Source organism: Alteromonas gracilis, from assembly GCF_043642145.1.
In the GTDB taxonomy this organism is placed as follows: domain Bacteria; phylum Pseudomonadota; class Gammaproteobacteria; order Enterobacterales; family Alteromonadaceae; genus Alteromonas; species Alteromonas gracilis_B.
On sequence record NZ_JBHZRZ010000013.1, the window covers coordinates 55,403 to 77,623 of the forward strand.

Here is a 22,221-nt window from a genome sequence, read left to right on the forward strand (position 1 = left end):
GTTAAATGACAAGAATTTGACAATATCTTATTCAAACGCAAGAAAAAGGCGCTGACTTCTAAAAAAACTCTGTGCTAACATCGCGATATCATTAACATTGAAGTGAAGTAGATGTCGAAACACCAACTTATCGTCACCATTTTGGGGACAGACAAAAGTGGCATTTTAAGCGAAATTGCCACGACGGTATCAGAAGCTCAGTGCAACATCCTTGATAGCAGACAAGCGATTTACGGCAAAGAGTTCTCGCTGACTATGATAATAGAGGGCTCGCAAAGTGCTATCACCAAGGCAGAGTGCATTTTACCTGCTTTGTTTCAGCGTCTTGATTTGCTGTCTATGATGAAGCGTACCAGCCATCACGAAAAGCAAAACTTGGCCCACTTATTCAACGTAGAATTCAGTGGTGAAGATGCCGCTGGTCTGATTAAGGCGGTTACTGGCTTTTTCGCACAACGACACGCGATGATAAGTGCTTTTAGGCAGCGCACATTTAAAGATAAATCCACAGGGAAGGATAATATGAGGTGTAAATTTGTCGTCTCCCTTCCCTCTGATGAAAATCTAGACGCATTAGAATCTGATCTAATGACCCTGTTCGACACGTTAAACGTGACAGGCAAAGTAGTAGATAAACAAAAAAAGGATCCCAATGAAAACGTTACAAGCTGGTGATAATGCCCCGCAATTCTCATTGCAGAACCAAAACGACGAAACTGTTTCTTTAACTGATTATTCCGGCAAAAAAGTGCTTGTGTATTTTTACCCTAAAGCGATGACACCTGGGTGTACGGTTCAAGCTCAAGGTTTGCGAGACGTAAATGACGAGCTTAAAGCAAAAAACGTGGTTGTATTAGGCGTAAGCCCAGATGCCGTAAAGCGCTTGCCTAAATTCATCGAAAAAGAGAATCTGAATTTTACCCTTCTTTCTGACGAAGACCACGCGGTAGCTGATGCATTCGGCGTGTGGGGGCCTAAAAAGTTCATGGGTAAAGAATACGACGGTATCCATCGCCAAACGTTTCTAATAGATGAAAACGGTGTTATTGAACACGTATTTAACAAGTTTAAAACGAAAGAACACCATACGGTAGTATTAGATTATTTGAATAGTTAACACTTTTGAAAATCGTATAAAAAAGCCCCGACAACGCATTGTTATCGGGGCTTTTTTTTACGTGCAGCGATTAAGGTTTATGTTTGAACTCTAGCCAGCTCATTCGCAATAAACGCTATTTGATCTCTTCTGGCACGGCAACTGGGTTACTAGACCACGCTGTTACCACCGCTTTCACTAAGGTTGCCAAAGGAATAGCGAAAAACACGCCCCAGAACCCCCAAAGACCACCAAATACTAGTACAGCCACAATGATATAAAGCGGATGTAAACTCACCGCTTCCGAGAAGAGCAGCGGAACCAGTAAATTTCCATCGAGTGCTTGAATAATGCCGTAGGCAATCATGAGATACCAAAACTCAGGCGATATGCCCCACTGAAACATAGCAACTACAGCTACAGGAATAGTCACGACTGCCGCGCCGATGTAAGGGATGAGTACCGAGAAGCCCACTAATACACCAAGCAATATGGCATAGCGTAAATCCATTAAAACAAATGTGACACAGCTCACTGCGCCAACGATAATGATCTCAATCACTTTTCCGCGAATGTAGTTGGCAATTTGAGCGTTCATTTCATGCCCGACTTGAGTAATTAAGCGGCGTTCTTTCGGAAGCAACCTAGAAATACTGTCTAAAAAGAACAGCTTGTCCTTCAACATGAAAAAAACCATCAACGGTACTAAAATCATGTACACAAGCAGTGCGGCTAAGTTTGCAATATTGCTAAACGAGGCGGAAATAAGTGTTTCCCCCACTTCAACCAACCTATCATTAAGCCCTTCCATCATCTGATGAATTTGATAAACCTGCACGTAATCTGGGTATTTATCAGGCAGCGTTAAAATCCACTCTTGCGCTTTTTGCCAAATAAGCGGCGTCTCTTGAATAAGATTTACACTTTGTTTGGAAATAACAGGCACAAGCCCAATGAGGGTAAGTATAGTGATTGTAATAAACCCAAGCATTACAACACCGCACGCCAAGGTTCTTCCTACGCCAATATTTACTAGCCGACTCACAGGCCAGTCAAGCAGGTAGGCAATAACGGCCGCCACTAGTACGGGCATGATTAACCCGCCCCACAGCAGCAGTACTGCAGTGGTTATCAATATTAAAATCAGCAGCATAGCTGCATCAGGATCGGAGAATTTGCGTCGGTACCATCGACCAAAAACGCTAAACATAAAATCGCCCAGAAATTGCAAAAGAATAGGACACGCATCATAGTTGATAGCGCTGGTAATTAGCAATAAGTACCACTTAAGAATCTTTCAAAATCAAACTGGTATGATGTTTTTGACGTACAACTTACATGAGCATTTCGGTAAATGATTAGCAAACTGCGTTAGTTTGCTCTAAATAACGTAGAATAAACGTAACGACTTGGGCATTATACCCGTTGCATAAGAAATTAATAAAAAATGAAACTGTTTAGCAACTTAGCGCTCTAAGCGTTATGCCAATATAAAACGCGTACAATGATTATAGGTTCATGAGAATAAAGTTTTCAGCATCGTTGGTAGCCCTTTCTTTCATGCTCACATCGAGCTTAGCGGCTGTTGCACAAGATGCCAATTTTAGTAACAAAAATGCGCTGCCAGAGATTGGCGTTGTCGCCTCGGATGCAATTTCACTTGATAAGGAAATGATTGTCGGCGATGCCGTTATGCGTCAAATGCGCGGGCAAAGCCCCGTAATATCCGACCCTGTTCTTGATGAATATCTTCAGGACGTTGGAAATCGTTTAGTGGTTCATGCAGACAATGCCAAATTTCCCTTTGAGTTTTTCTGGGTAAACAACGATGCCATTAACGCTTTCGCGTTTTTCGGAGGCCACATTGGCGTGCACACTGGGCTGATGCGCCGCACCGAAAATGAAAGTGAACTTGCTTCAGTGTTAGCTCACGAAATTTCCCACGTTACACAACGCCACATTGCAAGGCGAATGCAGGCTCAACAGCGGTCATCGCCTTTGGCACTAGCATCACTGATTGGCGGAATACTCATTGCTATCGCTAACCCTGAAGCAGGTATAGCGGCTATGCAAGCTGGCACGGCGACGTCAGCGCAGCTACAAATTGACTATACCCGCTCAAACGAGCAAGAAGCAGATAGAATTGGTATAGCCATGTTGGCCAGAGCGGGTTTTGACCCTACCGCCGCTGCTTCGTTTTTTTCAACTATGGCAGAAGAATATCGCATGGTATCTCGTCCGCCAGCTAGGTTGCTAACTCACCCATTAACCGAAACCCGTATTGCCGATGCTCGTAACCGCGCGCGAGATTACCCTCGCCGATATTTGCCAATAAATAAGCAGTTCGAGCTGGCCAAAGCGCGAGTTAAAGCTCGCTATTCGTTCAAACCAGACTACGCAATTGAGTATTATGAGGCTGCGGTGAATGAAAATGTTCAGCGTAACAGAGAAGCGTCATTATATGGCCTAGCACTGGCTTATATGCGCAGTGAAAAAACTGAAAAAGCTCAAGAAATTATGAACAAACTGTTAGCCAGCGACAGCAGTAATTTGTTTTACCTTGACGCCATGACAGACATTTATATTTCTTTGGGTGAGCCGCTTAAAGCGGTAAAAATGCTTGAACCACATGTTACGCATAACCCAAGGAATCAAGTGTTAGCGCTTAATCAGGCCAATGCATTAATTAGTGCGAACAAGTTTGACGAAGCTATTTCTTTGCTAAAGGACTTTCTGTTAGTTAAGAAAGACTATCAAATCGCTCACCAATTAATGAGTGAAGCCTACCAAAAATCTAAACGCTTCTCTCAAATGCACCAAAGCAAAGCAGAAGTTTATGCGCTGTACGGGGCCTATAACCGCGCAGTTGACGAACTTCAATATGCCTATAATTTTGCAGGCGAAAACCACCTTCAAAAGCAGAGAATTAGAGCCAGAATCAAACAGTTCAGAGACCAAGAAGAACGACTACAGCGTTTGTAAAACGCTAGGTCGAGTTAGTACGCAGTGTATTTAGCGCTGGGTTATTCAGCCTTTTTTAATGTAGAAAGGCGCTGACGCAAATGCGCTGCGGTCACCTCACCCATTACTGTGTCTTTTATTTGTCCATCAGGGCCAAGGATAAAAGTAGCCGGTAGGAAAGGCGGTTTTTTCATAGGCAGTTTAGTACTTTCGCTGCTGACAATAACCGGCACCTCAATGCTGAATTTTTCAACCATTGCCTTTAATTCAGGCTTGGATTTTGGGTCGTAGTTAATTGCGAAAAGCGAAGTATTTTCAGGTGGCGCTGCGTGAAAGTTTGCGAGTTCTGGCATTTCTCTAAGGCAGGGCGCGCACCATGGCGCAAAGTAGTTCACCACGACCCATTGCCCTTTGAGCTCTTCCCAGCGATACGATGTCCCATCTAAAGTTTCAAAATCATACTGAAGGCGCTGATACGTAAATACACCCGCCAACACAGCAGCAACAAGCAATAACATAAATAAAATCGGTTTCGCTTTATTTGAATTAACTTGTACATTGGCCTGTGACTTCGATGACGACATGCAACCCTCTGAATTATTCGTTTTTTTCATAGTGCCAGATTCCAATACCCTTCTCTATTTTTTATTTCAAAGTGCGAACAGTTAAAATTTGTACGGTTCTGTAAAACAACGCTTTAGAAAATTGCGCAATTTGTCTGCAGATGAAGGTAAACTGCTTGATATTCGAAAGCAAAAACGCAATAGTTCGCGCCGAATGAAAAGATCATGAAAATGGGGCTATCCATGACAGACATTATTATTATCCACAACCCTCGTTGTTCCAAAAGTCGACAAACCCTTGCCTTAATTGAAGAACAAGGGGTTAAACCAGTAGTCGTTGAGTATTTAAAACAACCTCTCGCCGTGCAGGAACTCAAAGAAATATTTAAAAAACTTAACGTTGAATCAGTTAGACAGATGATGCGTACAAAAGAGGCAGAATATAAGGCGGCTAATTTAGCCGATGATACGTTATCAGACGAAGAGCTTTTTGAAGCGATGGCGACCACGCCGAAGCTGATAGAACGTCCTATCGTTGTGAATGGTGACAAAGCGCGAATTGGCCGACCGCCTGAATCTGTTTTGGAAATTTTGTAGTGCAACCTATTCTCGTACTTTATTACAGCCGCCATGGCAGCACCAAACGACTCGCTGACGCCATTGCACAGGGTGTTTCGTCGCAAGATGTGCCTGTGATAGTACGTACGGTGAAAAGTATTAATGATGAGCATTCAAATTCAGCTACACAAGATGCTACTGCTAACGTTCCACAAGTTACACTACAAGAGCTAGAGCAGTGTAGCGCGCTTGCCTTGGGCAGCCCAACTCGATTTGGCAATATGGCAGCATCGGTGAAGCACTTTTTAGACTCTACCAGCAGTCAGTGGCTAAAGGGCGCGCTCATCGACAAACCTGCCTGTGTGTTCACATCATCGTCATCTATGCATGGTGGCCAAGAGTCTACGCTGCTATCAATGATGATACCGCTAATTCACCATGGCATGGTGATTTGCGGATTGCCTTATAGCGAACCTGAGCTGCACAATACCACCACAGGTGGTAGCCCCTATGGCGTCACTCACGTTGCACATCACAATCAATCTGCCCCAGAACAGTTAAGCGCAGACGAAAAAGCCTTATGTTTTGCACAAGGCAAACGATTAGCGATGTTTGCCAAAAGGCTTTCGAGCGAGGCTTAAAATAAATTTAGTCGATAAGATTTCACCGGAGATTTAACATGGCACCAGATACGCGCTTCTTTCGCTATCTTGCACTAATTAGCCACACTGGGTTAATTGTATGGATAACGTTATGGCAATTTACATTTACTAAAGCGCACACTTACTCGCCGCTTTTCATTGCCTTGTTCTATATTTTACCTCTATTGTTACCGTACTGGGGGGTATTAAAAGGCAAGCCTTACACCCATGCATGGGCGAACTTCATCGTTTTGTTCTACCTAATTCACGGCTGTACGGTCGCGTATGCAGTGCCCGCCGAGCGTTGGTATGCTGTAGTTGAAATTATCTTGTGTACAGGAATGTTTGTAGGCTGCAGCGCATTTGCAAGAAAGCGCGGACGTGAGCTTGGACTTGGTCTCAAAAAGCTTAAAGAAGAGATGCAGGAAGAAAAAGCGCGCTTTGAGCAAGGCCAGAATTAAAAAATTGTAAGGCCACGCCTAGCCAATACTGCGGTATAACAAAGCAAGCGTCATGCATTAAGGGGGGGGAAATGACACGACAGTTACGCGAACTCTCAGTATTTTTAGTCTCGTTACTGATGTTTTCTGCGTGTGGAGGGTCGAGCTCAAGTAATGATACGCAGCCGCCTTCCTCGCCACAGGCCCCCTCACCTGATCCAGTAGTAGTTAATATTTCTGGCTCTCAAAACGCCGTTGTAGGCGATGCAGTCGACTTTGCGGTCACTGCACCGACTGGTTATTCCATTGAAGAAATTGAGTGGCAAATTTCTGGTATTTCACGTCAACCTCTCAACGCACACACTCAAGCTATTGGTTTTGACATTGAAACTTCTGGTAGCTTTGACGTTACGGTTAATGTTCGCCTTGATAACGGCGCTAGACTTACAGATTCTATCGTATTGCAGGTTGACGAGAACACCTCACCTTTAGCCGCACTGCGATTGGGCCACGAAACGACAGAAGGTGGCAGAGTGTCGCTTCGCGTCGACACAATCAATGTGCAAAGCACGGATATTAGCGATATTCAATGGCGCCAGACGTCTGGGCCAACGGTGAGCAGCTTTGAATTTAATACTGGCGATTATTCTCATGCCATTTACTTTCAAGCCCCGCGTGTGAATAACGATGAAATTATTGAAATTGAAAGTACGGTAACACTCTCCAGTGGCCAAACATTAACCGACACCGCGCAAGTGCTGGTAAAAAATATAGCAATTAATAATAACGGCTTTTTTGTTGATGATGAGGTATCCCCTGCTGCAACTGTGAGCGCGCACATGAGACCTTACCGTTCAGATAGTCCATACGCTTCGGCGTTGATCGACTGTGTCTACAACAATCAGATAGCAAACAGCTGCACTTTTTCTAGGCTACCGCTTATCGGGCAGCGCACGGAAAACCCTACAATAGATGACATTTTGGACAGAACACTCGTCTCCCATCCTTGGATGGGAGATGCGTTCAGGACGTTTTTAGAAACCTCTGCTACTCGCGACGACATGCTACAGCTTCTACGTGCTACTACTGCGGTAGTGATATCGTACGATATACGCCCTTCATTTTACTGGGTAGCAACGGGCGCTATTTACCTTGACGCCAATAATTTTTGGCGTACGCCACAAGAGCGTGACACGCTAAATACGCGGCCTGATTATAGAAGCGGTTTTGGAAGTGAGCTCGATTTTACGACCTCATGGCGTTATGTAAAAAACGGAGCATACTATTTCCCTATAATTAGCACATCAAGTGCCGCTGCAAGGCAGACTCGCAGCGCACGCGATGTGGAAGCTGCGCTTAGCTACTTGCTTTATCACGAGTTGGCCCACGCAAACGATTTTTTTGATTATACTGAATGGGCGCAGTTGCCCAACAACGCAAGCCCGCTTTCAACATATGATGACAGCTCCCCCATCTCAACCGGATTAGCAGCGTCCCTTCCCTTGAACTCTTCTCAGTTACATGCGCTGGCCGAGGTAAGGTTTGGTGGCGCAACGGCGTCTGATGCTGAGCGTAACTATACCGCACAACAAGTTGCAAATTGGTTCGAAAATGATGGTGCTGTAGCCTTTTACGCTTATTTTACCGAACGTGAAGATCTTGCCATGCTCTTTGAACGCTTCATGATGTTATATCGACTTGATGCAGAAGCCGACATTGGGGTGTTTACACAAGAAACCCTTAAAGATGGGAGCTTTACACCGACATGGGCGCAGCGCAACCGAGTGAGTGACGACCGTGTCACCATGCGAGTGGACTACGTTGTGAGTAGAATACTACCAGATTTAAATGTGCCAAGTATTCAAGCTTCTCTACCCGGCCCATTTATGCTTCCAACTGGCATAACATGGCGAGAATCTGCCTCTAGTCCAAACCCTAATGAGCAAAATATTACTAGTGGTTTGGTAGAAAATGGATTCAAAACTGACGCGATATCAACAATTGAGAATGGGCTTTCTGTTTTAGAAGAATTTAGAACAATTGCTGAGATTAACAACAGAAGGGAAAACCCCTAACGATGGCGTTTCGGGAACTACATGCAAACGACATAAGCCACTTAAGGGTTCGAAGTTGACCGATACATTGTGTTTGTAACGTTCACGCTTGGCTAAATTATGCATTGTGAAGCGATGTTTGCTCGTTCTTGTCTAGTTTAAGCTTCCGCTCGTTCGCTTTAATTCAAGTTAAGCTCTCGCTTACTTTCTAACTTAGTTTAAGCTCTCGCTTAACCATGGCCACCGACAAGCGTTTCTGTTCTTGCAAAGAGCGTGTGTCTAACCGCGCTAATAACGACATTAAGCTTTTCAGGTCTCGTTCGCTATGATGCAAAAGAAACTGTAGTGCTTGATTTGACAACGTCAAACCGCGCTCTGCGGCACGTAAACGTAGCGCTTCTTCACGGCCATTATCATCCAGCTGATTTACGTGATAAATCACGCCCCACGCCAAGCGAGAGCGTAAGTCAGGTAAAACAAACGCAGGGTTTGAAGGCCCTAGTTGGCTTGTACACATGACTAACGCATGCTTCGTCTCAAAAACACGATTCAATAAGTCGAACAGTGCTTCTTCCCAATGAAGGTCACCCGCGATTGCATGTATATTATCTAGCGCAATTAGTGAAAGATTTTCTAATCCTTCGAAAATATCCAGTGACCACGCCCTGTAATTGTTTAAATTAAGATAGAGATGGCTAACTGACTTATTAGCCAAATGGTGACATGTGGCAAATAGCAAATGACTCTTTCCAATGGCAGAGCTGCCAAGCAAAGTAAGTAGTGGAAGCTGCAGTGATGCTAACGGTGCTAATTCAGGAGCCTGACGCCAATGCGGCAGCGCTTCTGCAATCTGTTTTAAAACAGAGACCACTTCTTCGTTACCGGAGTTTACGAAACTATCGAAATTTTCGTCTACGGGTAACGTTACGGGCAGAGGCAGTTGCATACTAAACTAATTGCTCCAATAAAAGCTGTGCCCTTTCACGGTTTGACCGTAAGCATCGGTCACCGGACGTAATTTGCTTTCTAATTTTATGCTGTTTAGCAAATCATCTATTGTACCGATTAAGGTTAGGGAGTAAGTGGCTACGGTCCCAGACTGTTCCACTAGCGTCGCACTTTCAATTACACTCAAACTATTTAAATATTCTGTCGCATTGGCATAACTGTTTATCGAGCCTATATTGGCAATCGATACTTTTATCACTTCGCGCTCAGACGCTTCTATGCCAACAATAGCATAAAGAGAAGACAAGTAGTTTGAGTAGGCGTCAACCAATTGGTTTCCGAGGATCTCAGGTGTCTCGCCATAAATGCTTCCGTAACTCACCTTACCGCCACCAATAAATACCCAGTCAAGGGCGTAATCGCCTTCGTCAGCACGTTTAGCGTAATCGGCGAATTCATTCATGGTAAAGGGAACAGTTGCGTTTTCTGTTTCTGGAATGTTTATAAGTTCCGCATTTTTCGGTTGGCCTTCATAGCCAAGCGACGCGTTTCGCACATCACGTATTGAATCGTTTAATTCATTATTGATTGTTGCCGAACTATCAGATGAACCTGTCGTCGGATCGTCAACAAGAACCTGGGATGAGCGTGGCTGAGAGCTTGTTAGTGCTTCTTCATTTACAACATCGTCCAGTGACTCGATAGTACCTGAAGGCACCACATTTTCAGGTAAATCAGGAATTGCGCTAGGACCGTTTCGATAGACTCGCGCACCAATAATATTGTCTACTCCATATCGTACTGATGCTTTTCGCAATGGCCCTACAAACCTCCCCCATACATCGTAAGTGGAAATAGTAACATTATCAGTAAGGTCCATAAGCGGTAAGCTTAAAGGTACACCGCGCTCTTTCGCGGTCTGTTTAAGAACGTACTGTAGCTCTGAATTAAGTGACTCATCCAAAATAACGCGCGCTTCGCGTTCATCTTCTTTTGCTAACCAAACAATTGTCTCCGGTCGTCTGTCACCCCATAGTGGAAGCATTTCACGCTGCAATATTTCACTGAGTTTTGCTTGGTCAAATTCTGCCACGTAATAAGTTTTGCCGTTGTCATAGTCAAATTGATAGGAACGAAGTAAAGATTGGGGAGAGGTTATTGCGGCTCTAACACCCGCATTGTCGAGCACGCTGGTACTACCAGACATTTTAACAAACACCTGCCTTAGCGCCCTTTTAAGTGCGGCTTGTTGCGTTCGCTGCGATTGATCATCAACTTGAATTTGCGCTTCATTTACAACAACGCGCTGAGCAGCGTGTGAGAACGCCGCAACGTTTAACAACGCGATTAAAGAGACACTTAAAACGCGCTTCAAACGAAGTCTCTGTTTAGTTTTTCCAATGGTGTTGCGCTTTACTGCCGTTAACATTGACACTCCATACTCTCTTAAAACCCATTCCTTACCTACTGAATCGTCAGTTAAACCTGATGCAATGTGCATTCGAAATACGGCCTAACATGCGCACTACGTGCCCTGCTATATGGTGCAAGACATTTTATTAAGCAAGATGTTCACCAAAAGATAGCCTTCTATTGTCATTTATATTGTGTTGAATTTCACCCCTAAAATAAAAAAGATCAAAAAGCGCAGAAAATAGCCGTCACAAATTGGACTTGTGCCGACTTGCTGGTAGAATCCGCGGTTTTCTACCTCTTAGTTTCAGGGCCCAACCGTGAGCGAAAATAAAACCTCTTTAAGTTACAAAGATGCAGGCGTAGATATCGATGCAGGTAATCAACTTGTTGAACGCATTAAATCTGTTACCAAGAAAACCCACAGACCTGAAGTAAAAGGTAATTTGGGTGGGTTTGGTGCTCTTTGTGAACTGCCTACCAAATATAAAAAGCCGCTACTTGTTTCAGGTACTGACGGCGTGGGTACAAAGCTAAGAGTTGCTATGGATGCTAACCGCCATGACGGTGTTGGCATCGACCTAGTAGCAATGTGTGTTAACGACCTTATCGTGCAAGGTGCCGAACCCCTATTTTTCCTTGACTACTACGCGACTGGAAAGCTTAACGTTGACGTCGCCGCCTCGGTTGTGACAGGTATTGGTGCGGGCTGCGAACAAGCAGGTTGTGCGTTAATTGGCGGCGAAACGGCGGAAATGCCAGGCATGTATCACGATGGTGACTACGATATTGCCGGCTTCTGCGTAGGCGTAGTTGAAGCCGATAAAGTTATTGATGGCACAAACGTTAAGCCAGGTCAAAAATTGATTGCGCTGGGCTCATCAGGTCCACACTCAAATGGTTATTCTTTAGTAAGAAAGATTATTGAAGTAAGTGGCGCAGACGTTAATGCCGATTTAAACGGCAAGCCAATCATCGACCAGCTTCTTGAACCTACTCGCATCTATGTTAAGTCGGTACTGGCTCTACTTGAAGAAGTACAAGTAAGCGCTATTTCTCACATTACAGGCGGCGGTTTTTGGGAAAATATTCCACGCGTGCTTCCAGAAGATGCGAAAGTGGTTATTGACGAAAGCACTTGGGAATGGCCTGCTATTTTCTCTTGGTTACAAGAAAACGGTAACGTAACACGTCATGAAATGTACCGTACATATAACTGTGGCGTTGGTTTAGTAATTGTTGTAGACGAGAGCGACACAGACACAGCCCTGACCATTCTTAAAGAGCACGGTGAAAATGCGTGGGTTATTGGTGACATCGCAGCGAAAGACGGCGAAGAGCAAGTAGAGATAAACGCGTGAGTGATAGTGTAACCAAACTATGCGTACTTATTTCAGGTAACGGAAGTAACTTACAAGCCATTATCGATGAGATAAAAGCGGGTCGCTTAAATGCGCAAATAAGTGGTGTGATAAGCAATAGACCTAACGCTTTTGGCCTTGAACGTGCGCGCGAAGCAGGCATCGAAGCAATCTGTTTAGATCACAACAAGTATGATTCACGTGAGTCTTATGATGAAGCCTTAAGAGCACAAATTGAAGCGATAGGCGCTGACTGTGTTGTTCTTGCTGGCTTCATGCGTATCCTGACACCTGAGTTCGTTGATAATTTTGCTGGAAAATTAGTGAACATTCATCCTTCTTTGTTGCCAAAGTACAAAGGTTTGAATACACACCAGCGAGCAATTGACAATGGTGATAAAGAGCACGGTGTGAGTGTGCACTTTGTAACGCCTGAACTCGATGGCGGCCCCGTTATCATTCAAAGTCGCGTGCCAGTGTTTGAAGAAGACACTGCTAGCGACTTAGCTGAACGTGTTCAGGAACAAGAACGTCGAATTTATCCACTTGTGCTATCTTGGTTTAGTGCAGGTAGACTTTCGATGAGAAACAATAAGGCAGTTTTAGATGAGCAAGAACTTCCAGAATCTGGTTATGCAAGCGACTAAGCCTTTTGCTTTAGGTGCACTGTTAGCAGTAACGCTAGCAGTGCCCGTTCAGGCAAACGAAATTGCTGAGTTGCCGCTTCAGCCCTATAAAGCCACCTACACCGCTTACAAATGGGGCGACGATGTAGGTGAAGCAAACATTGAGCTTTCAAAGCTGGGCGAACACCAATATTCTTTGCTTTACACGTCCAAAGTTTCTAAGTTTTTCCTGTCTGACAAACGCAGTGAACACTCTATTTTCACTATTGATGAAAATACGGTTGTTCCTTCAGAATATTATTACAACCGTTCTGGTACAGGCCCCGATAAAGAACTTAAAGTTACGTTTAGTCAACAAGGCGAAGGAAAGATTGCTGTAGAAAACGGCGAGACGTTCGACTGGAATGGCGAGTTTGATAATCAGATATATCGCATTGACCTTGCAAAGCAACTGGCCGAAGGTAAAACATCGCTAGACTATAAATTTATAAATTACCGCGGTGAACTTAGGCATTACGGTGTACAAGTTGTCGACGAAGAAGTGTTGTCGTTGCCCTTTGGTAAGATAGAAGCTGTGAAAGTTAAGCTTATTCGAGATTCTAAGAAACGAGAAACGTTTGCATGGTTCGCACCTTCATTAAATTACACATTGGTTAGACTACAACAGTTTAAAGAGGGCGACGAACAAGGCGATATCAAATTGAAATCGTTTGAAACTCAGTAGTTCGGCCTCAAGCCCACCAAATTTAATTTTAATAATTATTTAACATATCAAAATAATGCGCGCCATAAACGCTCAAAATGGCGTGCATTTTTAGCTATTATTACACCTATTCCTCTCTCATTTTATCGCGGCTTGTTCCGAGTTAAATTCACATTCTAAATCAGTATTTATAAGCAACGACTATACTTATAAGGCAGGTAATGCTTTACCCTATTATTTACATCGTTGTTAATAGAATATTCATGTAAAAATCTTGATCTTTGCCCTATTAAATAATAGGTTTACAGCATGCTGGTCTGACCTCGTTTCCATGCCCGATAATTTTTTAAACGAGTGTGGGTCGTCGTTCAGATAAGTGTAACGTTCAACGCCTTTCAGGAGTGAAGTATGGCAGATTTTATATGGTTTTTACTGGTTGTTCTGACACTAGCGGTTGCTAGCTATCAGCGTACCAGCTTGGTAACAGCAGTTACCATGGGCGCAGGTGTTATGATTTTAGGCACCTTATTCGGTGATATTGGCCTGCTAGGTTGGGTAGTGTTTCTTGCATTAACACTGCCATTCACACTTGCAAACATTAGACAACAGCACATCTCTAAGAAGCTCCTTGCTTTCTATCGCAGAGTCATGCCAGAAATGTCGAGCACCGAGCAGGAAGCTATCGACGCGGGAACCGTGTGGTGGGACGGCGATATCTTTAGCGGTAAGCCTGACTGGGATAAACTGCACAGAATTCCAAAGGGTCGTTTAACTGCTGAAGAACAAGCGTTTTTAGATGGTCCATGTGACGAAGTTTGTTCGATGGTGGATGAATGGCAGATTAACCACAAAGATGCTGACCTATCACCTGAAATTTGGCAGTTCCTAAAAGAGCACAAATTCTTCGCCATGATCATTAAGAAAGAATATGGTGGTCTAGAGTTTTCTGCGTATGCACAATCACGCGTTCTGCAAAAACTTGCTGGTGTTAGTGCCGTATTATCGAGCACCGTTGGTGTACCTAACTCATTAGGCCCTGGCGAATTGCTTCAGCACTATGGCACGAAAGAACAGCAAGACCACTATCTACCTCGCTTAGCTGCGGGTGAAGAGATCCCTTGTTTTGCACTGACTGGACCAGAGGCAGGCTCTGACGCCGGTGCTATTCCTGATGTGGGTGTGGTGTGTAAAGGTGAATGGAACGGTGAAGAAGTATTGGGTATGCGCCTAACTTTCAACAAGCGCTACATTACGCTTGCGCCTGTTGCTACCGTTATTGGTCTTGCATTTAAGCTTCAAGACCCTGACGGCCTTCTTGGTGACAATAAAGAGCCAGGCATTACCTGTGCACTTATCCCACGTGACACAAAAGGCTTAGAAATTGGTCGTCGCCACTTCCCTCTTAATACTCCATTCCAAAATGGTCCAATTAAAGGTGAAGATATCTTCGTACCGATTGATTACATTATTGGTGGCCCGAAAATGGCGGGTCGCGGATGGCGTATGCTTGTTGAATGTTTGTCAGTTGGTCGCTGTATAACCCTTCCTTCTTCGGCAGCTGGTGGAGCGAAATCAGTTTCGCTTGCAACGGGTGCGTACGCACGTATTCGTCGTCAATTCCGTATGCCTGTTGGTCATATGGAAGGCGTTGAAGAAATGCTCGCTAGAATCGGCGGTAACGCCTACTTGATGGATGGCGTGACTCGCTTCTCTACAGTGGGTGTTGATCTAGGCGAGAAACCTTCTGTTATCTCGGCTATCTGTAAGTACCATCTAACCGAGAAGATGCGTCAAATCATCAATGATTCGATGGACGTTCACGGCGGTAAAGGCGTAATGCTTGGGCCAAATAACTACCTGGGTCGCGGCTATCAAGGCGTGCCGGTTTCTATTACGGTAGAAGGTGCAAACATTCTAACCCGTAACATGATGATCTTTGGTCAAGGAGCAATGCGTTGCCACCCTTACGTACTTAAAGAAATTGAAGCCGCGTCGATTGAAGACAAGAAAGAAGCACTGAAAGCATTTGATAAAGCGGTATTTGGTCACATTGGCTTTGCCGTTGCCAATACGGTTAGGAGTATTTGGTTCTCGTTAACTAACGGCGCATTCAGCAGCGCACCGTTTACCGACGAAACGGCTCGTTACTACAAGCTTCTACAAGGTTACAGTGCAAACTTAGCACTACTTACCGACGTATCTATGGGTGTTCTTGGCGGTGATCTAAAACGTCGTGAACGTTTGTCAGCGCGTTTAGGTGATATTTTAAGTGGCCTTTACATGGGCAGTACAACACTTAAGCGCTTCGACGAAGAAGGCCGTTTAAAAGAAGACTTACCGCTTTTACATTGGGCAATGCAAACCACTTTGCATGATATTGAAACGGCAATTGATGACTTCTTGGCGAACTTCCCTAACCGAGCAATTGCCGCAGCGCTTCGCGTAATGGTAATTCCATTTGGCCGTCGTATTGGCAAGCCGTCTGATAAAACTGAGCATGCTATTGCCCAAATGCTTCAAACACCATCAACAGCTCGTAGCCGTTTAGGTTATGGTCAGTATTTGACACGCGAAGACGGCAGCTTATTTGGCGATCTTGAGCAAACGCTTGACGACGTATTGGCATGTGAGCCTATATTCGAGCGCATTTGCAAGCACAAGAAAGCTAAATTGCCATTCACGCGTTTAGATGTACTTGCTGATGAAGCACTGGCAGAAGGTGTAATCAACGAGGAAGAAGCCAACCTACTTCGCAAGACTGAAGCAGGAAGACTTCGCACTATCAACGTTGATGACTTCGACCACGAAGAGCTAGTAGCGAAAGTAAATTCGAGTAGTTCAGCTAAGAAAAGAAGTGGTAAAGCCGCTTAATTAAACGCAGGCTAATCTAAAATCGTTAAGTAGCAACCTTAGTTGGGAGCTGCTTTCACTGTAAAAAGGCGTAATTTCGATAACCTTTCGAAATCACGCCTTTTTTGTTACCTATTTCTCTCACATAACGCTTCACGTCATGAATACTAGTACTTGCGATAATAGAAGCGTTTTACCGCTTGTTAGCCGATAAGGTTAGATATGTAGGTAATGTTGTTAGCGCGCTTGCATTTACAAAGCCATGTACATGATAAAAACAAGTCGGGATGTGCCTCTAGCGATAATGTGCAAACTAGAGGAAAGCGCAGGAGAGAAAACATAGAAACAAAAAAACCGGGTACAAACCCGGTTTTTTAGTAAAAAGATTTCTGGGAATTAGCTAAGCTGTAGCTTATCCATTAACAATACTGCTTGAGTACGCGTGTTTATCTCTAGCTTACGTAAAATCGCGCTAATGTGCGCTTTAATGGTTGCCTCAGTGACATTCATTTCATGGGCAATTTGCTTGTTCATCAAGCCAGCGCGCAAGTATGAAAGCACCTGAATTTGTTTAGGTGTAAGTTCGCGAAAACGCTGAAGAAGCACTTTTAGCTCGTCATCAACTTTCTCGAGCTCTTCTTCCATTCCTTCTGGAAGCCATTTCTTACCGCCAATGATATCGACAATAGCTTGTGCAATTTCTCGAGTTTGAGAAACTTTAGGTATAAAGCCCTGCGCACCTAAACTCATCACTTGAGCAACAACTTCAACCGTATCGCTTCCAGAAACAACGCCAATAGGAATATTCGGGTATTGTTCGCGCAGCGTGATTAGACCATTAAAATATTCACCGCCTGGCATATTTAGGTCAAGAAGCACTAATTCAACACCGTCGAATTCATTCAGTTTTTCCAACGCATCATCCAAACTTTCTGCTTGAATAATTTGTGCATTCTCAAAGTAAGGCTCCAACGCGCCGCTTAAGGCTTCACGAAACAATGGGTGATCGTCTGCTACTAGAATTCTCGTCATTAGCGTTACTGCTTCCTTTTTGTATTGTAACTATAGGTTAATACGTTAGTTCATTTACGAAAAGCCCTAATCCAGAAAAATCACGTAAAATATAACAAATTTAGCGTTTTCCATTGGCATTTACGTACCAAACGGTAAAATTGCGCTCCTATTTAGCTAAGCGAAGATTCACAGTGAAGAAACACGACAATATATATGCAAAGGCACTCAATAAAGTAGATGACTTTAAATTTGACGAGTCTGTCGTTGATGTGTTTCCCGATATGATACAAAGGTCAGTACCCGGGTACGAAACCATAGTGCACACTATAGGCGAACTTGCAAAAACAGCTGTTACACCTAAATCTGTGGTCTATGACCTTGGTTGTAGTTTAGGTGCGGCCAGTTTGTCGGTAGCCAGAGCAGTGCCAAGCAACACCTGTAAAATAATTGGGGTTGATGCCTCTGAAGCTATGGTTGAACGCTGTAAGCGAGTTGTTCAAACATTTACTTTACCCAACCCGATTTCTATTGAGCAAGATTTCGCTCAAAACGTAGATATTCAAAATGCGTCCATGGTCGTGATGAACTTTACTTTGCAATTCATCCCACCTGCCGATCGCGAAGCACTTTTAAAACGCATCTTCGACGGATTAAACCCTGGTGGCCTGTTAGTGCTATCAGAGAAAATACGCCACCCCACCCTATCTGGCAACGAGCTGCTGGTTGACTTACACCACCAGTTTAAACGCGATAATGGGTATAGCGAGTTAGAAGTTAGTCAAAAACGCGCTGCATTAGAAAAAGTGATGTTGACCGACACATTCAGCGAACACGAATCGCGGTTAAAGCATGTTGGCTTTGCCGACGTTGTGATGTGGTACAAATGCTATAACTTTACCTCGATGGTTGCCATCAAATCCTAAATCTCGAAACGCAAAAAATTCGCCGCTTTTTTTGAGACTCCAATAACACATAGAGATAGCTATGAGTAAATTAGAACAGACTTGGTTTAATGACTGTTACAAATCGTTGTTAGACAGCCCGCTTTCACACTGGCTTCAAACATTGCCAGCATTAATGGATACGTGGCAACGCACCGCAAAACACGGCGAGTTCGATAAATGGTGCCGATTACTAAACAAATTACCAGCTACACAGCCAAGCCTTGTCGAATTATCATCGAGCGTTTCGATAGGAAATGAAAGCGATATAGACCAGTATACTCGCAAGCAAATTGAAGGTTTGCTAAAGCAATTTATGCCTTGGCGCAAAGGGCCATTTAACTTGCACGGCATTCATATTGACACAGAATGGCGTTCAGATTGGAAATGGGATCGCGTAGCGCCTCACATCGCCTCACTTGAAGGGCGAAACGTACTAGATGTGGGCTGCGGAAGTGGCTACCACATGTGGCGAATGCTGGGTGAAGGTGCCAATAAGGTGATTGGTATCGATCCAACCCAGTTGTTCCTAATTCAGTTTCACGCCATCAAGCAATTTATTAGCAAAAGCAGCGTATCTTCTGAAAATATTCATTTTCTGCCTATGGGTATTGAAGACATGCAGCCGCTTAAGGCCTTTGATACTGTGTTTTCAATGGGTGTGCTTTACCACCGCAAAGACCCCATGTCGTTTTTACAGCAGCTTAAAGATCAGCTGAGAAAAGGTGGTGAATTAGTGCTTGAAACCTTAGTTGTAGACGGCGATGAAAATACTGTTCTAATGGCGGGCGAGCGCTATGCACAAATGCGAAACGTTTGGTTTCTGCCGAGCACCGATGCCCTCGGCGTGTGGTTAAGCCGTTTGGGTTTTGAAAATATTCGCGTAGTTGATGTTAATCACACAACCTTAGATGAGCAGCGCTCAACGTCATGGATGGAGTCACAATCTTTGAAAGATTTTCTCGATCCGGAAGATATTACCCGCACAATCGAAGGCTACCCTGCACCACAAAGGGCCGTAATTGTCGCCAATAAGAAGTAACCGTTAGGAACGCGTAACCGTTACCTGATTGGCACAAATGTTGTTATCTTAATCAATAAGAACGTGCGAATTCTGCATTGATTAAGGTGACAACATGGATATACATGGCTTTCTAACTACGCATCAATTGCCAAGTAGTTACGCAGAAACTGCACAAAAATGGTTCATGCCATTATGTGAGCAGCTACTTAAGCACCAAAATAGTGCAAACAAGCCGTTTATTGTTGGTATAAATGGCTGCCAGGGATCGGGCAAATCTACTCTGACCAGTTTTATCGAGAGCTTTCTTTCATCGGTGCACGGAAAACGTGTGGTATCGCTGTCGATAGATGACTTTTATTACGACCAGACAAAGCGGAATGCCCTTGCAATAAAAGTTCACCCACTTTTAGCAACGCGCGGCGTTCCAGGAACTCACGACATCCCTCTGGCGCTAAATACACTTCGTAATCTCGATAAAGGTAATCGCACATCGTTACCTCGCTTTAACAAAGCGACTGACAACCCTTTTCCAACTAAGCAATGGCCCGTTATCACGTCGTCACCCGACTTCATCATACTTGAAGGTTGGTGTGTAGGCGCTTCCGCTCAGGCATCTGTGGAGCTTAAACGCCCTGTTAATCACCTAGAGGAAGTAGAAGACCCATTAGGTATTTGGCGATCGTTTGTGAATACTGAATTAGCAGGTGATTACCAAGCGCTTTTTGAAAAAATTGATTACCGCATCATGCTTAAAGCTCCTAGCTTTGATTGCGTATACCAATGGCGTTTAGAACAAGAGCACAAGCTGGCCCAAAAATCCTCAGGCAACGACAACGGCATTATGTCTGATGAAGAAGTGGCAAACTTTGTGCAACACTACCAGCGAATTACTGAACACGCATTGCAACATTTGCCTGAAAAATGCGACACGGTGTTCTATCTTGATAATAAAAGAACGATAACTAAACAGGATGTAAAAAGATGACGAAAACGCTTGTTTTCACCGATATGGACGGCACGTTGTTAGACCACCATACCTACTCATTTGAGGCGGCGAAACCGGCTTTAACGGCATTAGAAGAAAAAGATATTCCGGTTATTCCTACCACCAGTAAAACATTTGCTGAGCTACAGCCATTGCGGGAAAACATGGCGTTGGATGGTCCTTTTATTATAGAAAACGGAGCGGCCATTTTCATTCCTCATGGTTTTTTCAAGCAAAAGCCCAGCGGTACGGTTTGGGTAGATGGCTACTGGTGTAAGGCGTTTATTTCAAACAAAAACTACTGGATCAAGCTTCTAGAAAAAGTAGGGAGTGAATTTGACGGAAAGTATAAACAGTTCTCTAAAATGTCGATTGACGAGATACAGGAATGTACTGGGCTTGATGAGCGCTCTGCCTCACTTGCTGCAAAGCGTCAATTCGGTGAGCCAGTTCTATGGCTTGGTACTGATGAAGAAAAGCAGCAATTCTTAAAAGTGGTAAAAGATCGGGGTGCTTTTCCGTTAGAAGGCGGTCGTTTCATTCATATTTCAGGTAATTGCGACAAAGGCCAAGCGCTTAAGTGGCTGGCCAGTGAATACCAAAAACAACATACCACCAAAGTTAAAACCATTGCCCTTGGCGATGGTAAAAATGACGTAGCAATGCTTGAAGCGGCGCACGTCCCTATACGCATTTTATCACAGGTAAACCCTCCACCAGCAGTAAAAAAAGAAGAGGTTTATACCAGCACCCTAACCGGCCCTGAAGGCTGGAACGAAATGCTTACTCAATTGCTATCGCTATAATCTGGAGGACACATGGCTGATTTTTATCAAAATGGTGTGATTACTACGTTACATAACTTAGCTCGTCGTCCTACCGAAGAGCTAGAAGCAGAGCTTCTGCAATTTTCACAAAAGCGCCCCATGGCACTTATTCTTCCGTCACTTTTTTCTGAATTAGAGGGTGACGCACTTCCGCATATCGTTAATGAATTAACTGAAGTTCCTTACCTTTCAGAAATTGTTATCGGGTTAGATCGTGCAAACGAAGAGCAATACAAGCACGCCCTTAAGTTTTTTGGAAAGCTTCCACAGCACCACAGAGTACTTTGGAATGATGGCCCTCGCCTTAAAGCACTGGATGAAGAGCTTCAGGCACAAGGCTTGGCACCAAAAGAATTGGGTAAAGGTCGAAACGTATGGTATTGCATGGGGTATGTGCTTGCGTCTAACCGCGCAGAGTCTGTAGCTTTGCACGACTGTGATATTGTGACCTACAATAAAGACTTACTTGCCAAACTTATCTACCCTGTAGCCAATCCGATGTTTAACTACGAGTTTTGTAAGGGCTACTATGCGCGTGTTGCCAGCGGGAAAATAAACGGTCGCGTTTCGCGCCTACTGGTAACGCCTTTACTTCGCGCATTAAAGCGCATTATGGGCGACAACGAATACTTAGAGTATATGGACAGCTTCCGCTACCCATTGGCTGGTGAATTTTCATTCAGACGAGACGTATTAAACGACATTCGCATTCCTAGCGACTGGGGTTTAGAAATTGGCGTGCTGTCAGAGATGCACCGCAATTATTCGCACAATCGCCTGTGCCAAGCCGATATTTGTGATATTTACGATCACAAGCACCAAGATTTGTCGCTAAATAACGACCAAGGTGGCTTGTCGAAAATGTCTATTGATATCACCAAAGCCATCTTCAGAAAGCTGGCTACTCAGGGCTATACGTTTAGTAATGAAATGTTTCGTTCAATTAAAGCGACCTATTTCCGTATTGCGCTAGACTTTATAGAAACCTATCACAATGACGCTGTGATGAATGGTTTGAACTTAGACATTCACAGCGAAGAAAAAGCGGTTGAGATGTTTGCCAGCAACATTATGAAAGCGGGTCAAAACTTCTTAGAAAACCCGATGGAAACACCGTTTATTCCTAGCTGGAACCGTGTAACCAGTGCCGTACCTGATATTTTAGAACGATTATTGGAAGCGGTTGAAGCCGATACTGCAGAATATATGGAGTAAG

General features: G+C 44.1%; 21 protein-coding genes. 16 read left to right on the forward strand and 5 right to left on the reverse strand.

The annotated features are described in order from the left end of the window. Positions 1–111 precede the first annotated feature (111 nt). Together ACHUFN_RS18255 and bcp are read left to right on the forward strand one after the other, a co-directional pair. Positions 112–675, forward strand: a complete 564-nt coding sequence (locus ACHUFN_RS18255; protein WP_394224130.1) for a glycine cleavage system transcriptional repressor — start codon at positions 112–114, stop codon at positions 673–675. After that, positions 653–1,117, forward strand: coding sequence for a thioredoxin-dependent thiol peroxidase (gene bcp / locus ACHUFN_RS18260; RefSeq protein WP_394224132.1), 465 nt, complete (start codon positions 653–655; stop codon positions 1,115–1,117). The genes ACHUFN_RS18255 and bcp overlap by 23 nt, the downstream gene beginning before the upstream one ends. A gap of 115 nt (positions 1,118–1,232) precedes the next feature. On the opposite strand, the gene ACHUFN_RS18265 is transcribed toward bcp, so the two are convergent. Beyond that, complete coding sequence (locus ACHUFN_RS18265) at positions 1,233–2,306, reverse strand: AI-2E family transporter (protein ID WP_394224133.1); 1,074 nt, start codon at positions 2,304–2,306, stop codon at positions 1,233–1,235. Positions 2,307–2,614: 308 nt separating this feature from the next. Here ACHUFN_RS18265 and bepA point away from each other — a divergent pair, with 308 nt between their 5' ends. After that, a complete protein-coding gene (gene bepA, locus ACHUFN_RS18270; RefSeq protein ID WP_394224135.1) occupies positions 2,615–4,078 on the forward strand; it encodes a beta-barrel assembly-enhancing protease in 1,464 nt (487 codons plus the stop codon). Between the two features lie 41 nt (positions 4,079–4,119). Here bepA and ACHUFN_RS18275 read toward each other — a convergent pair whose 3' ends face one another. Beyond that, positions 4,120–4,575 carry a TlpA family protein disulfide reductase gene (locus ACHUFN_RS18275; RefSeq protein ID WP_394224180.1) on the reverse strand — a complete coding sequence of 152 codons (456 nt, stop codon included), beginning with the start codon at positions 4,573–4,575 and terminating at the stop codon, positions 4,120–4,122. Between the two features lie 288 nt (positions 4,576–4,863). Between ACHUFN_RS18275 and arsC the strand changes: the two genes are divergently transcribed. The 4 genes from arsC (at position 4,864) to ACHUFN_RS18295 (ending at position 8,334) form a co-directional block, all read left to right on the forward strand. Beyond that, positions 4,864–5,217, forward strand: coding sequence for an arsenate reductase (glutaredoxin) (gene arsC, locus ACHUFN_RS18280; RefSeq protein WP_394224137.1), 354 nt, complete (start codon positions 4,864–4,866; stop codon positions 5,215–5,217). Then, positions 5,217–5,819: an NAD(P)H:quinone oxidoreductase gene (gene wrbA / locus ACHUFN_RS18285; protein ID WP_394224138.1), complete on the forward strand. Its 603-nt coding sequence runs from the start codon at positions 5,217–5,219 to the stop codon at positions 5,817–5,819. Before arsC ends, wrbA begins: the two co-directional genes overlap by 1 nt. A gap of 38 nt (positions 5,820–5,857) precedes the next feature. Then, positions 5,858–6,280: a DUF2069 domain-containing protein gene (locus ACHUFN_RS18290; RefSeq protein WP_394224140.1), complete on the forward strand. Its 423-nt coding sequence runs from the start codon at positions 5,858–5,860 to the stop codon at positions 6,278–6,280. A 71-nt stretch (positions 6,281–6,351) separates the two neighbouring features. Further along, positions 6,352–8,334, forward strand: coding sequence for a hypothetical protein (locus ACHUFN_RS18295; protein WP_394224142.1), 1,983 nt, complete (start codon positions 6,352–6,354; stop codon positions 8,332–8,334). A gap of 187 nt (positions 8,335–8,521) precedes the next feature. On the opposite strand, the gene hda is transcribed toward ACHUFN_RS18295, so the two are convergent. Together hda and ACHUFN_RS18305 are read right to left on the reverse strand one after the other, a co-directional pair. Continuing rightward, on the reverse strand, positions 8,522–9,259 hold the full coding sequence (gene hda / locus ACHUFN_RS18300; protein ID WP_394224144.1) for a DnaA regulatory inactivator Hda: 738 nt from the start codon (positions 9,257–9,259) through the stop codon (positions 8,522–8,524). A gap of 6 nt (positions 9,260–9,265) precedes the next feature. Next, positions 9,266–10,690 (reverse strand): DUF2066 domain-containing protein, encoded by a 1,425-nt coding sequence (locus ACHUFN_RS18305; RefSeq protein ID WP_394224181.1) that lies wholly within the window; start codon positions 10,688–10,690, stop codon positions 9,266–9,268. A gap of 304 nt (positions 10,691–10,994) precedes the next feature. On the opposite strand from ACHUFN_RS18305, the gene purM reads away from it, so the two are divergent. From purM to fadE, 4 genes are all read left to right on the forward strand, one after another. Next, on the forward strand, positions 10,995–12,035 hold the full coding sequence (gene purM / locus ACHUFN_RS18310; RefSeq protein ID WP_394224145.1) for a phosphoribosylformylglycinamidine cyclo-ligase: 1,041 nt from the start codon (positions 10,995–10,997) through the stop codon (positions 12,033–12,035). Next, the gene (purN, locus tag ACHUFN_RS18315) at positions 12,032–12,682 is read left to right on the forward strand and encodes a phosphoribosylglycinamide formyltransferase (protein ID WP_394224146.1); all 651 of its coding nucleotides are present in this window, start codon (positions 12,032–12,034) and stop codon (positions 12,680–12,682) included. Before purM ends, purN begins: the two co-directional genes overlap by 4 nt. Continuing rightward, on the forward strand, positions 12,642–13,385 hold the full coding sequence (locus ACHUFN_RS18320) for a DUF3108 domain-containing protein (RefSeq protein ID WP_394224147.1): 744 nt from the start codon (positions 12,642–12,644) through the stop codon (positions 13,383–13,385). Before purN ends, ACHUFN_RS18320 begins: the two co-directional genes overlap by 41 nt. A gap of 387 nt (positions 13,386–13,772) precedes the next feature. Continuing rightward, positions 13,773–16,235, forward strand: a complete 2,463-nt coding sequence (gene fadE / locus ACHUFN_RS18325) for an acyl-CoA dehydrogenase FadE (protein WP_394224149.1) — start codon at positions 13,773–13,775, stop codon at positions 16,233–16,235. Between the two features lie 375 nt (positions 16,236–16,610). Here the strand turns inward: fadE and ACHUFN_RS18330 are convergent, their stop codons facing one another. Then, positions 16,611–17,246: a response regulator transcription factor gene (locus tag ACHUFN_RS18330; RefSeq protein ID WP_394224151.1), complete on the reverse strand. Its 636-nt coding sequence runs from the start codon at positions 17,244–17,246 to the stop codon at positions 16,611–16,613. Positions 17,247–17,419: 173 nt separating this feature from the next. On the opposite strand from ACHUFN_RS18330, the gene cmoA reads away from it, so the two are divergent. From cmoA to ACHUFN_RS18355, 5 genes are all read left to right on the forward strand, one after another. After that, positions 17,420–18,151: a carboxy-S-adenosyl-L-methionine synthase CmoA gene (cmoA, locus tag ACHUFN_RS18335; protein ID WP_394224152.1), complete on the forward strand. Its 732-nt coding sequence runs from the start codon at positions 17,420–17,422 to the stop codon at positions 18,149–18,151. Between the two features lie 61 nt (positions 18,152–18,212). Further along, positions 18,213–19,211, forward strand: coding sequence for a tRNA 5-methoxyuridine(34)/uridine 5-oxyacetic acid(34) synthase CmoB (gene cmoB / locus ACHUFN_RS18340; RefSeq protein ID WP_394224154.1), 999 nt, complete (start codon positions 18,213–18,215; stop codon positions 19,209–19,211). 94 nt (positions 19,212–19,305) lie between these two features. After that, on the forward strand, positions 19,306–20,178 hold the full coding sequence (locus ACHUFN_RS18345; protein ID WP_394224156.1) for a kinase: 873 nt from the start codon (positions 19,306–19,308) through the stop codon (positions 20,176–20,178). Then, on the forward strand, positions 20,175–20,984 hold the full coding sequence (locus ACHUFN_RS18350) for an HAD-IIB family hydrolase (protein WP_394224158.1): 810 nt from the start codon (positions 20,175–20,177) through the stop codon (positions 20,982–20,984). Before ACHUFN_RS18345 ends, ACHUFN_RS18350 begins: the two co-directional genes overlap by 4 nt. Before the next feature lie 12 nt (positions 20,985–20,996). Further along, complete coding sequence (locus tag ACHUFN_RS18355) at positions 20,997–22,220, forward strand: glycosyltransferase family protein (protein ID WP_394224160.1); 1,224 nt, start codon at positions 20,997–20,999, stop codon at positions 22,218–22,220. Position 22,221 lies beyond the last annotated feature (1 nt).

Coding starts and splice junctions, on each gene's coding strand:
- ACHUFN_RS18320 (WP_394224147.1), top strand. CDS start 12,642: ATGAGCAAGAACTTCCAGAATCTGGTTATGCAAGCGACTAAGCCTTTT.
- ACHUFN_RS18255 (WP_394224130.1), top strand. CDS start 112: ATGTCGAAACACCAACTTATCGTCACCATTTTGGGGACAGACAAAAGT.
- bcp (WP_394224132.1), top strand. CDS start 653: ATGAAAACGTTACAAGCTGGTGATAATGCCCCGCAATTCTCATTGCAG.
- hda (WP_394224144.1), bottom strand. CDS start 9,259: ATGCAACTGCCTCTGCCCGTAACGTTACCCGTAGACGAAAATTTCGAT.
- cmoB (WP_394224154.1), top strand. CDS start 18,213: ATGAGTAAATTAGAACAGACTTGGTTTAATGACTGTTACAAATCGTTG.
- ACHUFN_RS18330 (WP_394224151.1), bottom strand. CDS start 17,246: ATGACGAGAATTCTAGTAGCAGACGATCACCCATTGTTTCGTGAAGCC.
- ACHUFN_RS18350 (WP_394224158.1), top strand. CDS start 20,175: ATGACGAAAACGCTTGTTTTCACCGATATGGACGGCACGTTGTTAGAC.
- ACHUFN_RS18265 (WP_394224133.1), bottom strand. CDS start 2,306: ATGTTTAGCGTTTTTGGTCGATGGTACCGACGCAAATTCTCCGATCCT.
- bepA (WP_394224135.1), top strand. CDS start 2,615: ATGAGAATAAAGTTTTCAGCATCGTTGGTAGCCCTTTCTTTCATGCTC.
- ACHUFN_RS18305 (WP_394224181.1), bottom strand. CDS start 10,690: ATGTTAACGGCAGTAAAGCGCAACACCATTGGAAAAACTAAACAGAGA.
- ACHUFN_RS18295 (WP_394224142.1), top strand. CDS start 6,352: ATGACACGACAGTTACGCGAACTCTCAGTATTTTTAGTCTCGTTACTG.
- ACHUFN_RS18275 (WP_394224180.1), bottom strand. CDS start 4,575: ATGTTATTGCTTGTTGCTGCTGTGTTGGCGGGTGTATTTACGTATCAG.
- ACHUFN_RS18355 (WP_394224160.1), top strand. CDS start 20,997: ATGGCTGATTTTTATCAAAATGGTGTGATTACTACGTTACATAACTTA.
- ACHUFN_RS18345 (WP_394224156.1), top strand. CDS start 19,306: ATGGATATACATGGCTTTCTAACTACGCATCAATTGCCAAGTAGTTAC.
- arsC (WP_394224137.1), top strand. CDS start 4,864: ATGACAGACATTATTATTATCCACAACCCTCGTTGTTCCAAAAGTCGA.
- fadE (WP_394224149.1), top strand. CDS start 13,773: ATGGCAGATTTTATATGGTTTTTACTGGTTGTTCTGACACTAGCGGTT.
- ACHUFN_RS18290 (WP_394224140.1), top strand. CDS start 5,858: ATGGCACCAGATACGCGCTTCTTTCGCTATCTTGCACTAATTAGCCAC.